This is a genomic window from Paenibacillus sp. J22P143, assembly GCF_059692035.1.
In genome coordinates, this window is record NZ_JCAUAQ010000006.1 from 122331 (window position 1) to 139334 (window position 17004).

A 17004-nucleotide genomic window follows, 5' to 3' on the forward strand; every position below is an offset into this window, starting at 1 on the left:
AACACTCCCTACCAGTATAATACAAGCCCAATGGGGTGTCAAAATGTAAAAACCCCCTGCAACCAGGGGGTTTCCCGTATTGTAACTTAATTTTCCAGATTATTTCATATTAACGAACTGCAAGTCCAAAGGAATATCTGCTTTCCGCAGCAGAGCAATGACGGCTTGTAAATCGTCGCGACTCTTCCCGGTTACACGAATTTGATCCCCTTGAATTTGAGTTTTCACCTTCAGCTTTGAATCACGAATCAATATATTGATTTTCTTGGAATTGTCTTGATCGACGCCTTGCTTCATGCTAATTTTCTGTCTTACCGTGGAGCCAGCAGCTGGCTCTACTTTGGAATATTCGAGATTCTTAATCGAGATTCCGCGCTTCGTCATTTTTGCATGCATGATATCTAGAACGTTCTGAAGCTTAAACTCATCATCCGAAGTGACAACAAGCTGATCTTTATCCAATTTAATGCTGCTCTTGCTTCCTTTAAAATCAAAACGGGTTAAAATCTCTTTCTCCGCTTGTTGTATGGCATTATTTAGTTCTTGCATATCCACTTTGGATACAATATCAAACGAACTCTCTGTACTCATCTACATCCCAACATCCCTTCCATCAAATTACATTAGCATTATAGCAAGAACGCAAAAAAAAAGAAATATCCTACCGCCATAAGGCTTCGAATATTTCCTATTAACCTATTTTCATTACCCGGGAAAGCGCAGGAATTGCCAAAATGCTAGCTTTTCTGCAAATTGAGTTGTACTTTCTTAGGATTCGGTGTATCTCCAACAGGTACGAGTGTGCCATTGACCATGAGCTGCAAGGCACTAGCTGCGCCAACATTTATGTAGACTGAACTCTCTACATTAAAAACATCTGTTTCTCCAGAGATATATGTCTTCTCTCTAAGCTTTTCCCCTTTATCCCCTTGTGCAGTTAAGGCATTAACAGCAATCCAACAAGATCCCGTTATCTTGAATTGAATATTTAGATTTGCAGTTCCTGTAATGATGTAGTTATCTACACCTTTTTCATTAGAACTGAATTTAACCTGAACCGCTGGCGGCGTTGGTGTCGGCGCTGGTGTTGGAGTTGGCGTTGAAAGAACTGTAGCTTTACCATCCCCCGAAGCATTGACAGACGAGCTCGGCGACGGATTCGTGGAATCCGTAATCCGCGGTGATTGCGTTTGCGTTGGCTTCTCATCCGCGGGCGTTCCTTTATAATTCTTATATGTATAGTAATATACGATCCCAAATATAAGCAAAATAAAACAGACAAACATAAGGCTGGATGCCCAGCGGCTCATCTTTTCTGTATTACGAACACTCGATCTATTCTTGCGAATCGCTTCGACAACAGGCTTCTCAATCGTTGGAGCAGGAAGCGTCGACTGATACATATTGAGAACTTCATTCGGATCAAGCCCCAATGCTTCCGCATAGCTTTTAATAAAAGCCCTCACGTAGAAACTCCCAGGCAGCACCTTGTAGTTACCTTCTTCAATGGCCTCTAGATAGCGTTTGCGTATCTTGGTAACTTCCTGAAGATCATCCAGCGATATCTTTTTTTCCTGTCGTGTTTTGCGCAAAATATAGCCTAAGTCAGACATATGGTCACCTCCCCGAAGGAATTATGATTCCTGTTATTGACGTTTGAACGATTAAAAAGGTTCAGATGTATACGTAAATGAATCATAGTTAATTTCTTCATCAGGACTGTTCCGAAGCTCGATAATATAATCAAAGTGATTATAGGTGTATTCCGATTCACGAATAAAAATGTCTGGATGCTCGATAACTTTCGTTGAAGGCAGACCCATAATATCTTGTAAAAGGCTGTAATGCTTCTCATTGGAACGAATCGTAGAAACGATTCCGTCAATGATATACACATTGTTCGGGGCCATTTCATCCTCAGAAAGTTGGCTGCGAACGGTTTGTCTCAATAGTGTTGAGGAAACGAAAGTCCAACGTTTATTCGCGCAGACGCTACCGGCGATGATCGACTCTGTTTTGCCAACACGCGGCATACCGCGAAGTCCAACAACTTGGTTACCCTCACGCTTGAAGATTTCACCAAGAAAATCAACTAATAAGCCTAGCTCGTCTCGCGTAAAACGAAATGTTTTACGATCGTCGGAATCGCGTTCAATATATCTGCCGTGACGAACAGCCAGAATATCAACTAATTTTGGGGGTCTCAATGCAGTAATAGTAATATTATCTACTTTTCTCAACATTTTACCCATTAAATCAATTTTTTCTTCATCATTTGTTTGTAGCAGCATACCGCGTGTGCGATCTTCAACCCCATTAATCGTCACAATGTTAATATCCAGCATCCCCATCAATGAAGCTATATCACCTAATAAACCAGGACGGTTCTTGTGAATTTTGTATTCCATATACCATTCTTTAACGTCCAATTGTTCCACCTCATCATCATCTCTATCACGAATATCTGTAAATGAACTAAACTGTTCACGTCCATCTAATTAATTTCTACAAAATCCGCCATTATCCTTCTCCAAAACCTAATATACCTGACATTATTTCATTTTTAGTTCTTTTAGCTCTTGAGAATTGTAATTTTGAATACCTTTTTGCCAAGCATGCGTTTTCATCATCACAAGCCGATTATCAAAAATCTGAGTCCAATTGAGATCAGCGGTTAATGCACCTGAAAAGTCCATTACAGAGACCCCAAGGGATTTCGCTTTCTGAAGTTGCGCTTCATCTACTGGGCTGTAAAAAATAACCCATGTTGCATGATGTTGATGTACTTGAAATGTCAGCTGCTGAAACCACTGGCTGTTGTTTAGCAATACAATGTGATCGGCTTCTTCAGAAGGTGCCCAAGCAGATGGGATTGGACGGTCACTTTGCGTTACCCATTCTATAACCACATTTTGAAATAGCAAATCTTGAATCGCTTTGTTTTTCAATGCTTCCATCTGTTGCGTGTCTAATTGGAGCATGGATGCCTGATCATTCACAGTAACTGCGCTGCCCTCTGTAAATGGATGACTTTGTAAAAAAGTCCATTTGCTTGAAGAAAGTCCTAATGACATCGTTTCATTGGCAGAAGTGAACAGTTCGTTTCCAACCACATATATGTAATCATATGATTTCGTTTTTATTTTCGAAACCACACTATCATCCAGTGCATTTAAATCTTTAACCCAGTCGTATGCAATCGAGTTTGCATCTCGCCAATTCTTTAATGTTTGCCCAAGGGCTTCTTTCGCAGATGCCGTCACCCCCGCACTTGAGAGCATTAGAACGGACATTTTCTGATCAAGCACTTCTTGCTTAATGACTGGAATTCCACGATTCCCGCATCCAGCAAATAAAGATGATATTAGAATTAATATAAGTAAAATTCGTAACTTATGCATACAGTGATAATTCCTTTCCAGCTTATAAAGCATGCAAAAGCCTCCGAAAGAGGAGGCTTTCACATCATACCCTATTGAATTGTAAAACGGTTATTAACCTTTGTCTACTAATTTTACCATGAGGCGCGCAAGAGTATGCTTTTCCTGCTCATCCCCTGCATCCCACAACTCTTTGAGAACTCGTTCTTGCTCATTTTGAGGATCCACCTTGTCTGCCAAAAACTCACCAATTTGAAAAGCGAGCTTTGAGATGGTTTCATCACTCATCCCTGCATGTCCAGCCTGACTCACGCGTTCAGCCAAAAACTCTTTCCATTTGTCGAACACCTTAAGTACAGTAGCCATTGTAAGAAGCCTCCTTTGAGTTATGAGAAATGGTCATTACATACGTAATATGCGCTTCTCAAAACGGAATTATGCGTGGGCTTCATTGCCATGGTCCTTGTAATTAAGTGAGCCAACCTCCATTAGGGGAGATGATTTGCCCTGTAATATAGCCAGATTCAGGCAAGGCTAGAAAGTAGACTAGCGATGCCACTTCATGGGGAGATGCAAGACGCCCCACGGGAATCTCATTCGTTATGGCATCGATCTCCTCTGACTGAAAGCCAGCCATCATATCTGTCTGAACGGCTCCAGGCGCTACGGCATTCACCGTAACACCTGACGGAGCTAGTTCTTTAGCCAAAGCCTTCGTGAAGGCATTTAAGCCACCCTTGGCCGTTGAATATAAGACCTCACACGAAGCCCCTGAGATCCCCCAAATCGAAGATACATTAATGATACGACCGTATTTTTGCCTAACCATTGCCGCCATGAACGCTTGTGTGCAAAGGAATGAGCCCTTCAAGTTGACATTCATGACGCGATCCCAGTCTTCTTCGGTCACATCGGAAAGCATACCATAATGGGAGATACCTGCATTATTAACGACGATATCTGGAATCATGTTCATTTGCTCCAGCTTATCTCTCATTTTGAGAATTTGCTCATGTGATTGAATATCCGCTGTTACCGTCAAAACCGTTGCCCCTTGCTTCATGCAAGTTCGGGCAATTTCATTCGCTGCTTCATGTGAATCGCGATAATGAATCACAATCTGCATGCCTACCGCGGCAAAACGTTGTGCGATTGCAGCTCCAATTCCTCTGCTAGCACCCGTAATTAGCACGGTTTGTTCACTAAAGGGCTTTACATCATTCACGATGGTTCACGACTCTGTACGATGGAAACAGCCAGCTTACTCCAATCAAAATGCTCACGGAATCGACGGTTCACATCTTCAAGAGTTAGTTGCTCATACACGGGTAAAATATCGAAGAGATCGATCCCTTTGAAGCGATATTTCGTATATTCGTTAGCAATCGATTCAGGAGAATTCATCATCCTTAAGAAACTGCCAATTTTCTTCTTCCGACTGCGTTCGAACGTGACCTCATCAAGCCCAGTTGCTTTTCTTTTCTCAACTTCTTCACGAATTCTTGCGATCAACTGATCAGGATCCTTGGTATCTCCGCCAACAATGGAAAAGGCATAGCCGTCACTACAGTTATACTCATGACCGAAATTATCAGAAATAAGCTGATCATCGTAAAGTGTTTGATACATATCCGAACTGGAGCTAAATAAGATATCCAACATTAATTTCGTCGTCAGTTCTCGCACTAATAAAGGTTTACCAGTAACCGCCGATGCCGTTTCCTTGAACCCCATCAAACATTTTGGTAACGACACTGGGAGTAAAATAAGTCTGCGGGCTTCCTTAACATCCACGGGTTCTTCAGGGAAGAACCGCTCGATTTCGCCTTGCGGTGGAAAGGTTTTGGCGGCTTGATTTTCTTTTACTAAAGTAATGACCTCTTGCGGATCTACGCCACCTACAACGAACAAACTCATGTTGCTCGGATGATAAAACGTGTTGTAACACTCATACAACGTCTCTTTGGTAATTTCTGCAATAGACGCTACAGTACCTGCAATATCAATATGAATCGGATGCTTCGCATACAAGGATTCGATCAAACCATAATAACTGCGCCAGTCCGCATTATCCTCGTACATTTTGATCTCTTGCCCAATAATCCCTTTTTCCTTTTCTACATTCTCATCCGTAAAATAAGGATTCTGGACGAAATTAATTAATGTCGTTAAGTTTTCTAAATAGCGATCGGTCGATGAAAATAAATAGGCTGTTCGATCAAAGCTTGTAAAGGCATTGGCTGATGCACCATTGGTAGCAAACGTCGCAAAGATGTCCCCTTCGGGTTCCTCGAACATTTTGTGCTCTAAGAAATGCGCAATACCGTCCGGTACTCGTACAGCTTCTTTACCTTGAACCTGAAAATGGTTATCGATGGAGCCATACTGGGTTGTAAAGGTGGCATACGTTTTTTGGAAGCCTTCTTTGGGTAACACAAACACATGCAGCCCATTATCAAGCTTTTCATGATAAATGGTTTCACCGAGATGTGGATATGGAATACTCTGCATGGTCTACTCCCCCTTCTGGTCCCGTAAAAAGTATATCGTGTCCAATTGCACTCGCTTCGCCGCTTCTGCGATGGTAGGGATATCGACTTGCTCGACAGCTGAGATCAAACCCGCAACCGTGCGCTCTTTCCCTGATAAAATAGCATTAAAATCAAACGAGATCAGCTCAAACGCGGAATCTTGGATCTCACGTAATTGATTGGAAATCATAGCCCTTGTTTGACTCCACTCAATGTCTGTAATTTCTCCTTGTTCCATCGCTTTAAGTTGTTTACGTATAATGTCAACGGCTTTTTCATAGTTAGCCATTTCGATACCAGACTGAATCGTCAAAATGCCTTTATGTCCATCAAACCGAGAAGAAGCGTAGTACGCAAGACTCGCTTTCTCACGAACATTGGTAAATAATTTGGAATGCGGGTATCCGCCAAGAACCCCATTGTACATCAGTGCAACCGGGTATTGATCATCGCTGTATGAAATATTCGTACGTAATCCCATATTCAGCTTCCCTTGGTTAACATCCAAGCGTTCGACGATCGTTTTCACATCAGCTGTTACACCACGCGGCGCGGAAGTGACATAGCTAACATCAACATTTCGCTCAATGGCGAACGATTGCTTCACAATTTCTTCTACCTCACTAAGTGTTGTATTGCCAACGACGTAGATGTCCATTGGAGACGTTTGGAGCCATTGTTTATATTGTTCGTAAAGCTGCTCCGCATTCATGCCGTCGAGATCATCAATTTTGCCTAATGGATGAAGTCGGTAAGGTTCCCCGCTGCACATTTCTTCCATACAACGCTCAGCAGCATAGCGGATTTTATCGTTGATGACGGATTCAATTCGTTTACGCAGTGTTTGCTTTTCTGCATCTACATATTTCGTGCGAAAATGCTGATCTTCTAAAGCTGGCCGAGTTAATGTTTCACCAACAAATTCAAGACCCTGCTTCAGTAAGGAATCAGTTGATTTCACGAAGCGATCATTGATGATGTCCATTCGTAGCTGTACGATCTGGTAGTCGCCGCGCTTATAAATATCAAAGCCAAACCCAGCGCCGTATAAATCATCTAAATACTCCCGGAATTGTTTGGTCTCAGGACGCAGTTCTGTACCTCTTCGAAGGATAAAAGGTGTTAATGCCGTACTTGTGACCGTTTCCTCTTCTAATTGACGGCCTATGTAGACAGAAATGGCAAATGTTTTGAAACGATCTGTCGGTAAAACATGCATACGAATATGCTTCCAACTGCTGCGCTCAAATTGATTAGGCTTCAAAGGTCAGTCTCCCTTCTATGTCCGTGTAATATATCCATTATATTCCTATACGAAGAGGAGAAGCAACCAATGCTGGTTCCTTCTCCTTGTCCTTCTCTAAATTATACACAGAAAATGTGCTTTCCGATTTTTTTAACTTGTTTTCTCGTCCAAATCCATTTAGACGTTGCCGTTTCTGGATTGAAGTAATAAATACAACCACCAGATGGATCCAAACCACTCAAAGCATCCCTTACGGCTTTTTTGGATGATTCATTCGGTGTTAACCATATTTGACCATCGGCTACGGCTGTGAAAGCACCAGGTTGGAAAATAACACCGGAAATTGTATTCGGAAAACTCGCCGATTTCACTCGGTTTAAGATGACTGCTGCTACAGCTACTTGTCCAATGAACGGCTCACCTCGCGCTTCTCCATTGACGGCATTGGCCATTAAGTTAATATCTTGCTCGGAATACCCTTGATTATTGGAGGGTGTTAGATTAGCAGGTTTCTGATCTCCTCCGGCCGTTGCATTGTTACCGCCTTGATTGTTAGCTGTTTCTGGAGCTGTAGGTTTCCAACTTTTCGTTGCTTCCCATAGCTTAAGCTTGGTTTTCGGTCCAACAATCCCGTCTACCTTCATGCCAAATTCACCTTGGAATCGCTTCACTGCTGTTAATGTCTTGTAGCCATAATCGCCGTCTATGCTGCCGTTATAAAAGCCAATGAATTTCAATCTGCCTTGTAGTTCGTTCACATCTGAACCTGTGGCACCATAGCGCACTTCATTTTTACTGAATGTTTCTTCAGTCGGTGGATTAAACCGCCCCTTCAATTGAAAGGAAACCACCAAAACAAAGACGATACAAAATGTAATGACAATTAGTCGTTTATTCATTCCCCTTCTCAACCTCACTTTTCAAATTACAGCCTTTTCTTGCTTATTATGAGAAAGCGAGTCAATGATTATGCAAATAAAAACACTCTCCATAGGAGAGTGTTCGTCCATTTCGGATTAAGAGCTAATCCGATTATGATGATATTGTTCAAGCGAGAGAAGTACTTCACGAGGTTTACTGCCTTCATAAGGGCCAACAACGCCTTTGGCTTCCATCGCATCGACAAGTCTAGCAGCACGTGTGTAACCGACTCTCATTCGCCGTTGAAGCAGTGAAACGGAAGCTTGCTTCGCTTCCAAAACAATTTGTACGGCCTGATCGTATAGCTCGTCCTCAAATTCATTTTGTTGCTCAGGCATTTCCTCGACTTGTGGAACTAGTTCCTCGCGATAGTTGGCTTGTTCTTGTGTACGTACGAAGCCAACAACCTGCTCAACCTCTCCATCGGAGAGGAATGCCCCTTGAATACGAACCGGCTTGGATGCACCAACTGGCAAGTAAAGCATATCCCCTCGACCTAGCAGCTTCTCCGCGCCAACCATATCCAAGATCGTCCGCGAATCCACTTGTGACGACACACCAAAAGCAATACGGGAAGGAATATTTGCCTTGATAACACCTGTAATGACGTCAACAGACGGACGTTGCGTGGCGATAATTAAGTGAATACCGGCTGCCCGCGCCATCTGAGCAAGACGACAGATCGAATCTTCGACATCATTAGCCGCAACCATCATTAGATCTGCTAGCTCATCTACGATAATTACATAGTATGGCAGCGGTGCCGACGTACCACTCTCAGTCAACATAGCATTATAGCCTTCAATATTCCTTGTCCCGCTCTTGGAGAATAACTCGTAACGTTTCTCCATTTCGACCACGATTTTCTTTAGCGCTAAAGATGCTCGACGCGGATCCGTAACCACTGGAGCTAATAAATGTGGGATTCCATTATACACATTCAGCTCAACCATCTTCGGATCGATCATTAAGAACTTCACTTCATTTGGTTTGGCTTTATACAAAATACTCGTAATGATCCCATTGATACAGACAGATTTACCAGATCCTGTGGCACCGGCAACTAGTAAATGTGGCATTCTTGCCAGATTGCCAACAATCGGCTGGCCAGAAATATCTCGTCCTAGAACTACTGATAAGCGTGAGCTAGACTCCTGAAAAGCAGTCGTTTCCATGACTTCTCGCATTGTAACAATAGAAACTTCTAAGTTAGGAACTTCGATTCCAATTGCAGATTTACCGGGGATTGGAGCTTCCATCCGGATATCCTTCGCTGCAAGTGCAAGTGCGATATCATCAGTCAATGAAACAATTCGACTGACTTTCACACCCACATCAGGTTGAATTTCATATCGTGTAACCGCAGGACCTCTAACTACCTCTAGGACCTTAGCTCGAACACCAAAGCTTTCTAATGTCGCTTCAAGCTTCCTTGCATTCGCCTTGTAGTCCGCCATCTCGCTTCCCTTGCCTAGAGCAGGTCGTGCTAATAGATCAAGCGAAGGTATTTCATATGGACGTGTCACGATAACAGGTGTATCTACTTGAAATTCAAGTGTGATCGGTTCATTCTCATCATCAACACCAGTGGGTGCCGTTGTCGTTACATTCGTTGCTACAGGTGTAGGTACTGCTAACGGCCTAACTACTTGCTGAGCTTCTTGAATAACCTGTTCTTGAAAATCGCGAATAATTGGAGCACCAGACTGTTCACCTGAATTATGTATAGGTTCTGCCGTTGGATGAACCGTGTTCGAGTAGACAACTTCCTCCGGGACATCTTCAGCATCCGACGCTGACAAGTTTTCTTCTACATCATCGCGTTCCCTAGCAGTTGACTTCTTGCGATTCTCCTTGAGTGGACGAAGGAGTTCCATAAACAATGGTGCTCTCTTTGTCCGTTTCACCGGTTGGAAAACCTCTTCATCAAATTCATCATCTACAGGCACGTAGGCTGTCTTCTTCACCTTAGCAGGGGTACTCCCTGCTTTAGCTGCCTCCGGCCCACGCCCTTCTCGGTCTTGCAGCCATTCTTTCATTCTGTCTTTGAAATTTTGTCCTACGTTGCTGAATCGACCCTTCACGATATTACCTAGATCCACATAGGAGACACCTGTCGCCAGAATAAAACCCATAACAAAAAACGTATATTGGATTAATCTCGCACCTAGGTAATCAAAAAGGAAATAGAGTATGCTGTATAAAAATGCACCTATCATTCCTCCGCCAATTTCGTTCTCTAACGAGGCCGTGCCAGCTTCCGTTGGGTGCAAGCCATTTAACATTGCTGACCATGTTGAAGAAATGACTTTACCTGACGTGAAATCGTTACTTGGGTATAGCTGTGCAAATAAATCAATATGATTCTTGATTAATATTCCAAGAATGAATAACAAAATGCCCGCTTTCTTGGGAGTTACCATTTGGGGCCATGCTCTTTTGATCATGGCATACAGTGCCACATAAATGAAAATGAGAGGTATAAGTGAATACCAAGTCCCCACAAAAAAGCGAAACAAATAAACCAATGAATTCCCCACATGTCCTTGATGTGCAAGGGCAATGACGGAGAATATCAAGATGAGGATACCGTACAGCTCGAATAATAAGCTGGTTTTTACAGCCTTCGTCTTTTTCCTGCGTTTCGCCAAGATTGTCACCCCCAAGTCCACATTATACCATAATTAACTTGAGGGATGATACGGGAACACGACTTACCTGCCTGAAATCGCCTCGATCTGAGGACGATAGGAAATGATGCTACCTGGCGCATATTGTTCATTTAAATAGTCCTGTGGATTGCAGCTGTACAGCCTTACAATACGCGCTTGATAGCCGCTTAGAGGTTCAATTTGCATCATGAAGCCATCCTGCTCGACATCTACGTATTGGGGAGCAAAGGAATCGAATCCATCAAATATGACTTCCATCGGAATCACTGAATAATGAATCATTGAACAACCCCCCCTGCACTCGTCGCTTTCTTGGCTTCTATCCGGCTGTTCAGCTCCTTGATAGCATCACCTATACCTCCAACTTGATTGATTAATCCATATTTAACAGCATCGATCCCAATCACCGTTGTCCCGATATCTCTCGTAAGCTCACCAGTCTTAAACATAAGTTCTTTAAACTTCTCTTCCGTTACGTTCGAATGCTTAGTTACAAATCGTACGACACGCTCTTGCATTTTATCTAAATATTCAAAGGTTTGCGGTACGCCAATAACCAAACCATTCATACGAATCGGATGGATCGTCATCGTTGCTGTTTCGGCGATGATCGAATAGTCTGCTGAGACTGCAATTGGAACACCGATACTATGTCCGCCTCCTAGAACCAATGCAATAGTTGGTTTCGATAACGTCGCGATCATTTCAGCGATGGCTAGACCCGCCTCTACATCACCGCCTACCGTGTTTAAAATGATCATTACGCCTTCAATCTTGGAATTCTGCTCGGCAGCTACGAGCTGTGGAATTAGATGTTCATATTTGGTTGTTTTATTCTGAGGTGGTAGCACAATATGCCCCTCTACCTGCCCAATTATCGTTAGACAAAAAATATTCGATTCGCCAGAAACGGTGTTAGTTTGTCCTAATTGTTGAATATTTTCGAGAACTGCATTTTTCTTAGCTTCCTCTGTTCCCTGTTCTTGTTCCTTCGAGCCTGGTGCTGATGCCACTTCATAATCCCCTTTCAAAATATGGTAGAACTCAAGTTCTTTCCATGTCTCCCATAGTATGAATAAACTTGTAGACTTTCATGCATACTTCACTTTGCGAGAACAAGAAAAAGCTCCCCCAATTGGAGAGAGCTTTACTATTTGCATAGGCTCAAGTGACTTGTTCGAGTACCTAAACTTCCATAATGATCGGAAGAATCATTGGTCTTCTTCTGGTTTGTTCATATAAAAAGCGTCCGAGAACATCTTTCACATTTGTTTTTAAAGATGCCCATTCATTTACATTTTCATTCATTAGTTTAGTTAACGTATTTGTTACGATACGATTAGCTTCCTCTAGAAGTCCTTCGGATTCACGAACATAAACAAATCCGCGTGAAATAATATCTGGGCCGGACAAAATTTTGCCATCTTGTTTACTTAATGTAACCACGACAACTAGAATTCCATCTTGCGACAGTAATTTACGGTCACGCAATACGATATTGCCTACATCCCCAACACCAAGTCCATCAATTAGGATGTTACCGCTTTGAACTTTCGATCCTTTGCGAGCAGCACCATTTTGAATTTCAACCGTGTCGCCAATATCGCACATAAAAATATCTTCTTTAGGAATGCCGACAGATTCGGCAAGAATGGCATGTTGACGCAGCATGCGGTATTCGCCATGAATCGGAATAAAGTATTTCGGTTTCATCAGGTTCAGCATAAGCTTCAATTCTTCCTGACTTCCGTGACCTGATACATGAACACCCGTTACTGATCCCGGTCCGTAAATAACATTTGCACCGATACGGAACAATTCATCAACCGTTCTACCAACATAACGCTCGTTTCCTGGAATTGGAGTTGCCGCAATAATGACTGTATCTCCAGGTAAAATATCAATTTTACGATGGGTTGAACGCGCCATTCTTGTAAGAGCTGACATTGGCTCACCTTGGCTACCCGTGGAAAGGATTACAACACGATCAGCTGCAAGCTTGTTTACTTCCTCAGGCTCAATCAACATGCCGTCTGGAATATGCAAATAGCCTAATTCGCTAGCAATCGAAACCACGTTCACCATACTGCGTCCAATAACTGTTACTTTGCGATTCGTTGCAGCTGCTGCATCAAACACCTGTTGAACACGGTGAATATTCGATGCAAAAGTCGCAATAATAACTCTTTGCTTCGCTTTACGGAACACTTCTTCAATCTCAATACCTACACCGCGCTCAGAGCCCGTGTAGCCTGGACGTTCTGCATTCGTACTGTCTGAAAGCAAGGCAAGAACGCCTTTCTTTCCGATCTCAGCCATACGATGCAAATCTGCATATTGTTCATTAACTGGCGTTTGGTCAAATTTAAAATCTCCCGTATGAACAACAACACCCTCAGGTGTATCAAGTGCTACACCCACAGAATCCGGTATACTATGATTGGTTTTAAAGAATGTTGCCGTAAGCACGCCTAGGGGAAGAACGGATTCCGAATTGATTAGAATACGGTTCGTCGTTCCGAGCAGGTTAGCTTCCTTCAGCTTAGCTTCTATAAGTCCCATCGTTAACTTCGTTGCGTAGAGGGGAACATTAAGGTGTTTCAGCACGTAAGGTAAGCCACCAATGTGATCCTCATGGCCGTGGGTGATGATGATGCCGCGTACTTTATCCCGATTTTCTGTTAAGTACCCGATATCTGGGATGACAATGTCAATTCCGAGCATGTCCTCCTCAGGAAATTTCAAACCACTGTCAATGACGATTATATCGTTCGCATACTGAACGCAATACATATTTTTTCCGATTTCGCCCACGCCGCCAAGAGCGAAGATCAAAAGTTTATCAATATTTTTTTTGGACAAGAATATACCTCCTTCATAGATTGGACGACGAATTTTAAATGAAAAAACCGAACTAGTCACTTGCAACCATTATACATGAAAAAAAACAGCAAATACAAGTTAATACTGAATACGTTTAGATTTCCCAAAAAAAGAAAACCGATGCCGGAAGCACCGATTCATTAGGCATGATCATACAAAAAGTGATTGAATGAATTGTCCTTCTTGCTCGGATACACGAACTAACGGAAGTCGAACGCCGCCTGTTTCAATGCCTTTGAGTGCAAGCGCATGCTTAATTGGCGCTGGGCTTGGTGCACAGAAAATACCAGTGAATACAGGATGAAGCTTACGATGAAGCTCTGCAGCCTGCTGAATGTTGCCTTCTAAATAATACTTTATCATAGTTTGCATTTCTTTTCCAATCACATGACTTGCTACACTGATTATTCCTTCGCAACCAATTGATAAGGCTGGCAATGTATTGCTATCATCTCCGCTGTAAACAAGGAAATTAGGAGCTGCATGCGTAAGAATACGCGTCATTTGATCCGTATTCGAGCAATCTTTGGTTGCCACGATATTCGGGATCTGGGAAAGACGAATCGTTGTGTCAGCATCTAGGTTAACACCTGTTCGGCCAGGCACATTATAGAGCACGACTGGAACCTTTACCGCCTCAGCAATCGCTTTAAAATGCTGATACAACCCTTCCTGTGAAGGACGGTTGTAATACGGTGCAACGAGAAGTAACGCATCCACACCAAGCTGCTCAACTTTACGTGAAAAAGCGATGGTATGAGCGGTGGCGTTACTTCCAGTACCTGCAATGATCTTGCAACGACCAGCCGCAACACGAACGGAAAGCTCAATAAGCTTCAACTTTTCATCCTCTGATAATGTCGGCGATTCCCCTGTCGTCCCACAGATCACAAGGCTATCTGAATGTTGATCTTCAATTAAATAATTAATTAGGGGCTCTACTTGATCCCAATTGACCTGCAACTGCTCGTCAAATGGTGTAACCATTGCCGTGACTACTCTTCCAAAACTCACTTGGACGCCTCCTGACTTTCTTATTTTATTTATATAAATTGAATTTTCGATGAAGTGCTCGAACTGACTTGATCATATCCACACCTTGAACAAGCACCCAGATGGTTGTGTTTGAATCAGCTGATTGCAGAATTCGGATATCTTCCACGGTCAATGCTTCAACAATGTGCGCCATAATGCCAGGTACACCATTCATTCCGCCACCAATCACGGATACCTTCGCACAGCCGCTTGTGAACTTAGGCTCATAGCCTTGCGCCTTGAGTAATTGAACCGCACGTTCTGCTTCATAATCGAAGACCGTATATACAACGCCAGAAGGGTTCACATTAATAAAATCAACACTAATCTGATGCTGAGCCATCGTTTTGAATACACGAAGCTGAAGATCGAATTCACCATCAACGGCAGCGACCTGGATCTGTGTAATATTCGTAAAATGAGCAATCCCCGTAACAAAGCGATCTTTAACATGGTTAACTTCTGATAGTGTGTCAGATGCCGTGACTAGCGTTCCTTCTTCTTTGGTGAATGTTGACCTCACACGAATCGGAATATTCGCTTGCATGGCAACTTCAACAGCTCGCGGATGAATGACTTTCGCGCCATTATGTGCCATATTGCATATCTCACTAAAGCTTACACGCTGTAAAGGCTTAGCATCTTCAACGATCCTTGGATCCGCTGTCAAAATACCATTAACATCTGTGAAGATATCAACAATTTCTGCTTTGAGTGCAGCACCAAGTGCAGTTGCTGATGTATCACTGCCACCGCGGCCTAATGTTGTCAACTCATCGTTGCTTGTTTTCCCTTGAAACCCCGTGACAATGACTACCTGGTCTTGCTCTAACAATTCAAGGATCCGACCCGGCTTCATTGCGATGATCTGAGCATTGCCATGATTCTCATTCGTGATCAGACCTGCTTGCCCACCCGTCAAAACTGTTGCTCGGATACCTGTTTTGTTTAATAGACTACACAAAAGCACTGCAGATATTAATTCTCCGCAGCCCATCAACATATCGAGTTCCCTTGCAGGCAGCCCCTCCCCGTTCTTACGAACGAGCTCTAGAAGCGTGTCTGTCGCATAGGGTTCCCCTTTTCTTCCCATCGCAGAAACGACAACAACTAATTTATAATGTTGGATTAGTGCATCTTGAATATGTCCAATAACGTGTTCTCTAGCTTGTGCGGTGGAAAGCGAAGTACCTCCGAATTTTTGGACAAGAATTCGCATGAGTTTCCCCCATTTTCACTGCTACATGTAAGCAGTATGCTGATTATTGCTCTATAGCAATATATTCTGCAATTTGTACCGCATTCCAAGCAGCACCTTTTAACAAATTATCAGAAACAATCCACATGTTAAGCGCTTTAGGGTTACTCAAATCGCGACGTACACGTCCTACGAAAGTTTCGAGCTTACCTGCAGCATCTGTAGCAAGTGGGTACTGTTGTTCTGCCGGATTGTCAACAAGGACAATACCAGGTGCATTTGCAAGCAGTGTTTTCACTTCTTCAACATCAAAATCTTCTTTCAATTCTACATACACGGATTCCGAGTGTCCATAAACAACAGGAATACGCACGCAAGTAGCTGTAACTTCAATGGACTCATCGCCCATAATTTTCTTCGTTTCAAGAATCATTTTCATTTCTTCATTTGTAAATCCATTGTCCAGGAATTTATCGATTTGAGGAATCGCATTGAAAGCGATTTGATGCTTCACTGGTAAGGAACCGACCGGTAGAATATCGGGGTTCGACTCATTACCTTCTAATACTTCTTTGGATTGTCTAAGCATTTCATTAATCGCTTTTGCACCAGCACCGGAAACGGCTTGGTACGTAGAGACGATAATGCGGGAAATCCCATAACGGTCATATAGCGGCTTAAGCGCTGCAACCATTTGAATCGTGGAACAGTTCGGGTTCGCGATAATCCCTTTATGTTCATTGATTTTCTCAACATTTACTTCAGGAACAACAAGTGGCGTATCTGGATCCATACGGTAAGCGCTTGTATTATCAATACAAATCGCACCCGCTTCAACCGCATGCGGTGCCAATGCTTTCGTGACGTCGCCACCAGCACTGAAGAGAGCAATATCTACGCCTTGAAAGCTTTCAGGAGTTGCTTCTTGGACGACAACTTCTTGACCTTTAAAAGAAAGCTTTACACCCGCTGAGCGAGCGGAAGAAAGTAATTTCAATTCCTTGATGGGGAAATTCCGTTCTTCTAATAGACGTATGATTTGCTCGCCTACAGCGCCTGTAGCGCCTACAACTGCAACATTAAATAGCTTCTGGTTGGACATATGCTGGTCTCTCCCCCTCAAGTTGATATCTATAAG

At 42.9% G+C, this 17004-nt stretch carries 16 protein-coding genes; all 16 read right to left on the reverse strand.

Annotated elements, in window-relative coordinates; translation table 11 throughout:
- Window positions 1-99: 99 nt before the first annotated feature.
- A complete protein-coding gene (locus AC58PQ_RS12800) occupies window positions 100-591 on the reverse strand; it encodes a YajQ family cyclic di-GMP-binding protein (protein WP_065853810.1) in 492 nt (163 codons plus the stop codon).
- A gap of 146 nt (window positions 592-737) precedes the next feature.
- Window positions 738-1613, reverse strand: a complete 876-nt coding sequence (locus tag AC58PQ_RS12805; RefSeq protein WP_497242318.1) for a helix-turn-helix domain-containing protein — start codon at window positions 1611-1613, stop codon at window positions 738-740.
- A gap of 51 nt (window positions 1614-1664) precedes the next feature.
- Window positions 1665-2408 (reverse strand): DUF3388 domain-containing protein, encoded by a 744-nt coding sequence (locus AC58PQ_RS12810; RefSeq protein WP_376769543.1) that lies wholly within the window; start codon window positions 2406-2408, stop codon window positions 1665-1667.
- Between the two features lie 144 nt (window positions 2409-2552).
- Window positions 2553-3434 (reverse strand): hypothetical protein, encoded by an 882-nt coding sequence (locus AC58PQ_RS12815; RefSeq protein WP_497242319.1) that lies wholly within the window; start codon window positions 3432-3434, stop codon window positions 2553-2555.
- 60 nt (window positions 3435-3494) lie between these two features.
- A complete protein-coding gene (locus AC58PQ_RS12820) occupies window positions 3495-3746 on the reverse strand; it encodes a DUF3243 domain-containing protein (protein WP_028558337.1) in 252 nt (83 codons plus the stop codon).
- A gap of 103 nt (window positions 3747-3849) precedes the next feature.
- Window positions 3850-4605: an elongation factor P 5-aminopentanone reductase gene (gene ymfI, locus AC58PQ_RS12825; RefSeq protein WP_497242320.1), complete on the reverse strand. Its 756-nt coding sequence runs from the start codon at window positions 4603-4605 to the stop codon at window positions 3850-3852.
- On the reverse strand, window positions 4602-5891 hold the full coding sequence (gene yfmH, locus AC58PQ_RS12830; RefSeq protein ID WP_497242321.1) for an EF-P 5-aminopentanol modification-associated protein YfmH: 1290 nt from the start codon (window positions 5889-5891) through the stop codon (window positions 4602-4604). Before yfmH ends, ymfI begins: the two co-directional genes overlap by 4 nt.
- A 3-nt stretch (window positions 5892-5894) precedes the next feature.
- Window positions 5895-7175 (reverse strand): EF-P 5-aminopentanol modification-associated protein YfmF, encoded by a 1281-nt coding sequence (gene yfmF / locus AC58PQ_RS12835; RefSeq protein ID WP_497242322.1) that lies wholly within the window; start codon window positions 7173-7175, stop codon window positions 5895-5897.
- Window positions 7176-7276: 101 nt separating this feature from the next.
- The gene (gene sleB, locus AC58PQ_RS12840; protein ID WP_497242323.1) at window positions 7277-8056 is read right to left on the reverse strand and encodes a spore cortex-lytic enzyme; all 780 of its coding nucleotides are present in this window, start codon (window positions 8054-8056) and stop codon (window positions 7277-7279) included.
- Between the two features lie 117 nt (window positions 8057-8173).
- The gene (locus AC58PQ_RS12845; protein WP_497242324.1) at window positions 8174-10729 is read right to left on the reverse strand and encodes a DNA translocase FtsK; all 2556 of its coding nucleotides are present in this window, start codon (window positions 10727-10729) and stop codon (window positions 8174-8176) included.
- Between the two features lie 63 nt (window positions 10730-10792).
- Window positions 10793-11032, reverse strand: a complete 240-nt coding sequence (locus AC58PQ_RS12850) for a YlzJ-like family protein (RefSeq protein ID WP_497242325.1) — start codon at window positions 11030-11032, stop codon at window positions 10793-10795.
- Complete coding sequence (locus tag AC58PQ_RS12855) at window positions 11029-11763, reverse strand: ClpP family protease (RefSeq protein ID WP_497242326.1); 735 nt, start codon at window positions 11761-11763, stop codon at window positions 11029-11031. The genes AC58PQ_RS12850 and AC58PQ_RS12855 overlap by 4 nt, the downstream gene beginning before the upstream one ends.
- 172 nt (window positions 11764-11935) lie before the next feature.
- Window positions 11936-13612: a ribonuclease J gene (locus tag AC58PQ_RS12860; RefSeq protein WP_497242327.1), complete on the reverse strand. Its 1677-nt coding sequence runs from the start codon at window positions 13610-13612 to the stop codon at window positions 11936-11938.
- 171 nt (window positions 13613-13783) lie between these two features.
- A complete protein-coding gene (gene dapA, locus AC58PQ_RS12865; protein ID WP_497242328.1) occupies window positions 13784-14647 on the reverse strand; it encodes a 4-hydroxy-tetrahydrodipicolinate synthase in 864 nt (287 codons plus the stop codon).
- A 25-nt stretch (window positions 14648-14672) separates the two neighbouring features.
- Entirely contained in the window at window positions 14673-15887 is a 1215-nt protein-coding gene (gene dapG / locus AC58PQ_RS12870) for an aspartate kinase (RefSeq protein ID WP_497242329.1), read from the reverse strand.
- Between the two features lie 43 nt (window positions 15888-15930).
- Window positions 15931-16968, reverse strand: coding sequence for an aspartate-semialdehyde dehydrogenase (locus tag AC58PQ_RS12875; protein ID WP_497242330.1), 1038 nt, complete (start codon window positions 16966-16968; stop codon window positions 15931-15933).
- Window positions 16969-17004: the final 36 nt, after the last annotated feature.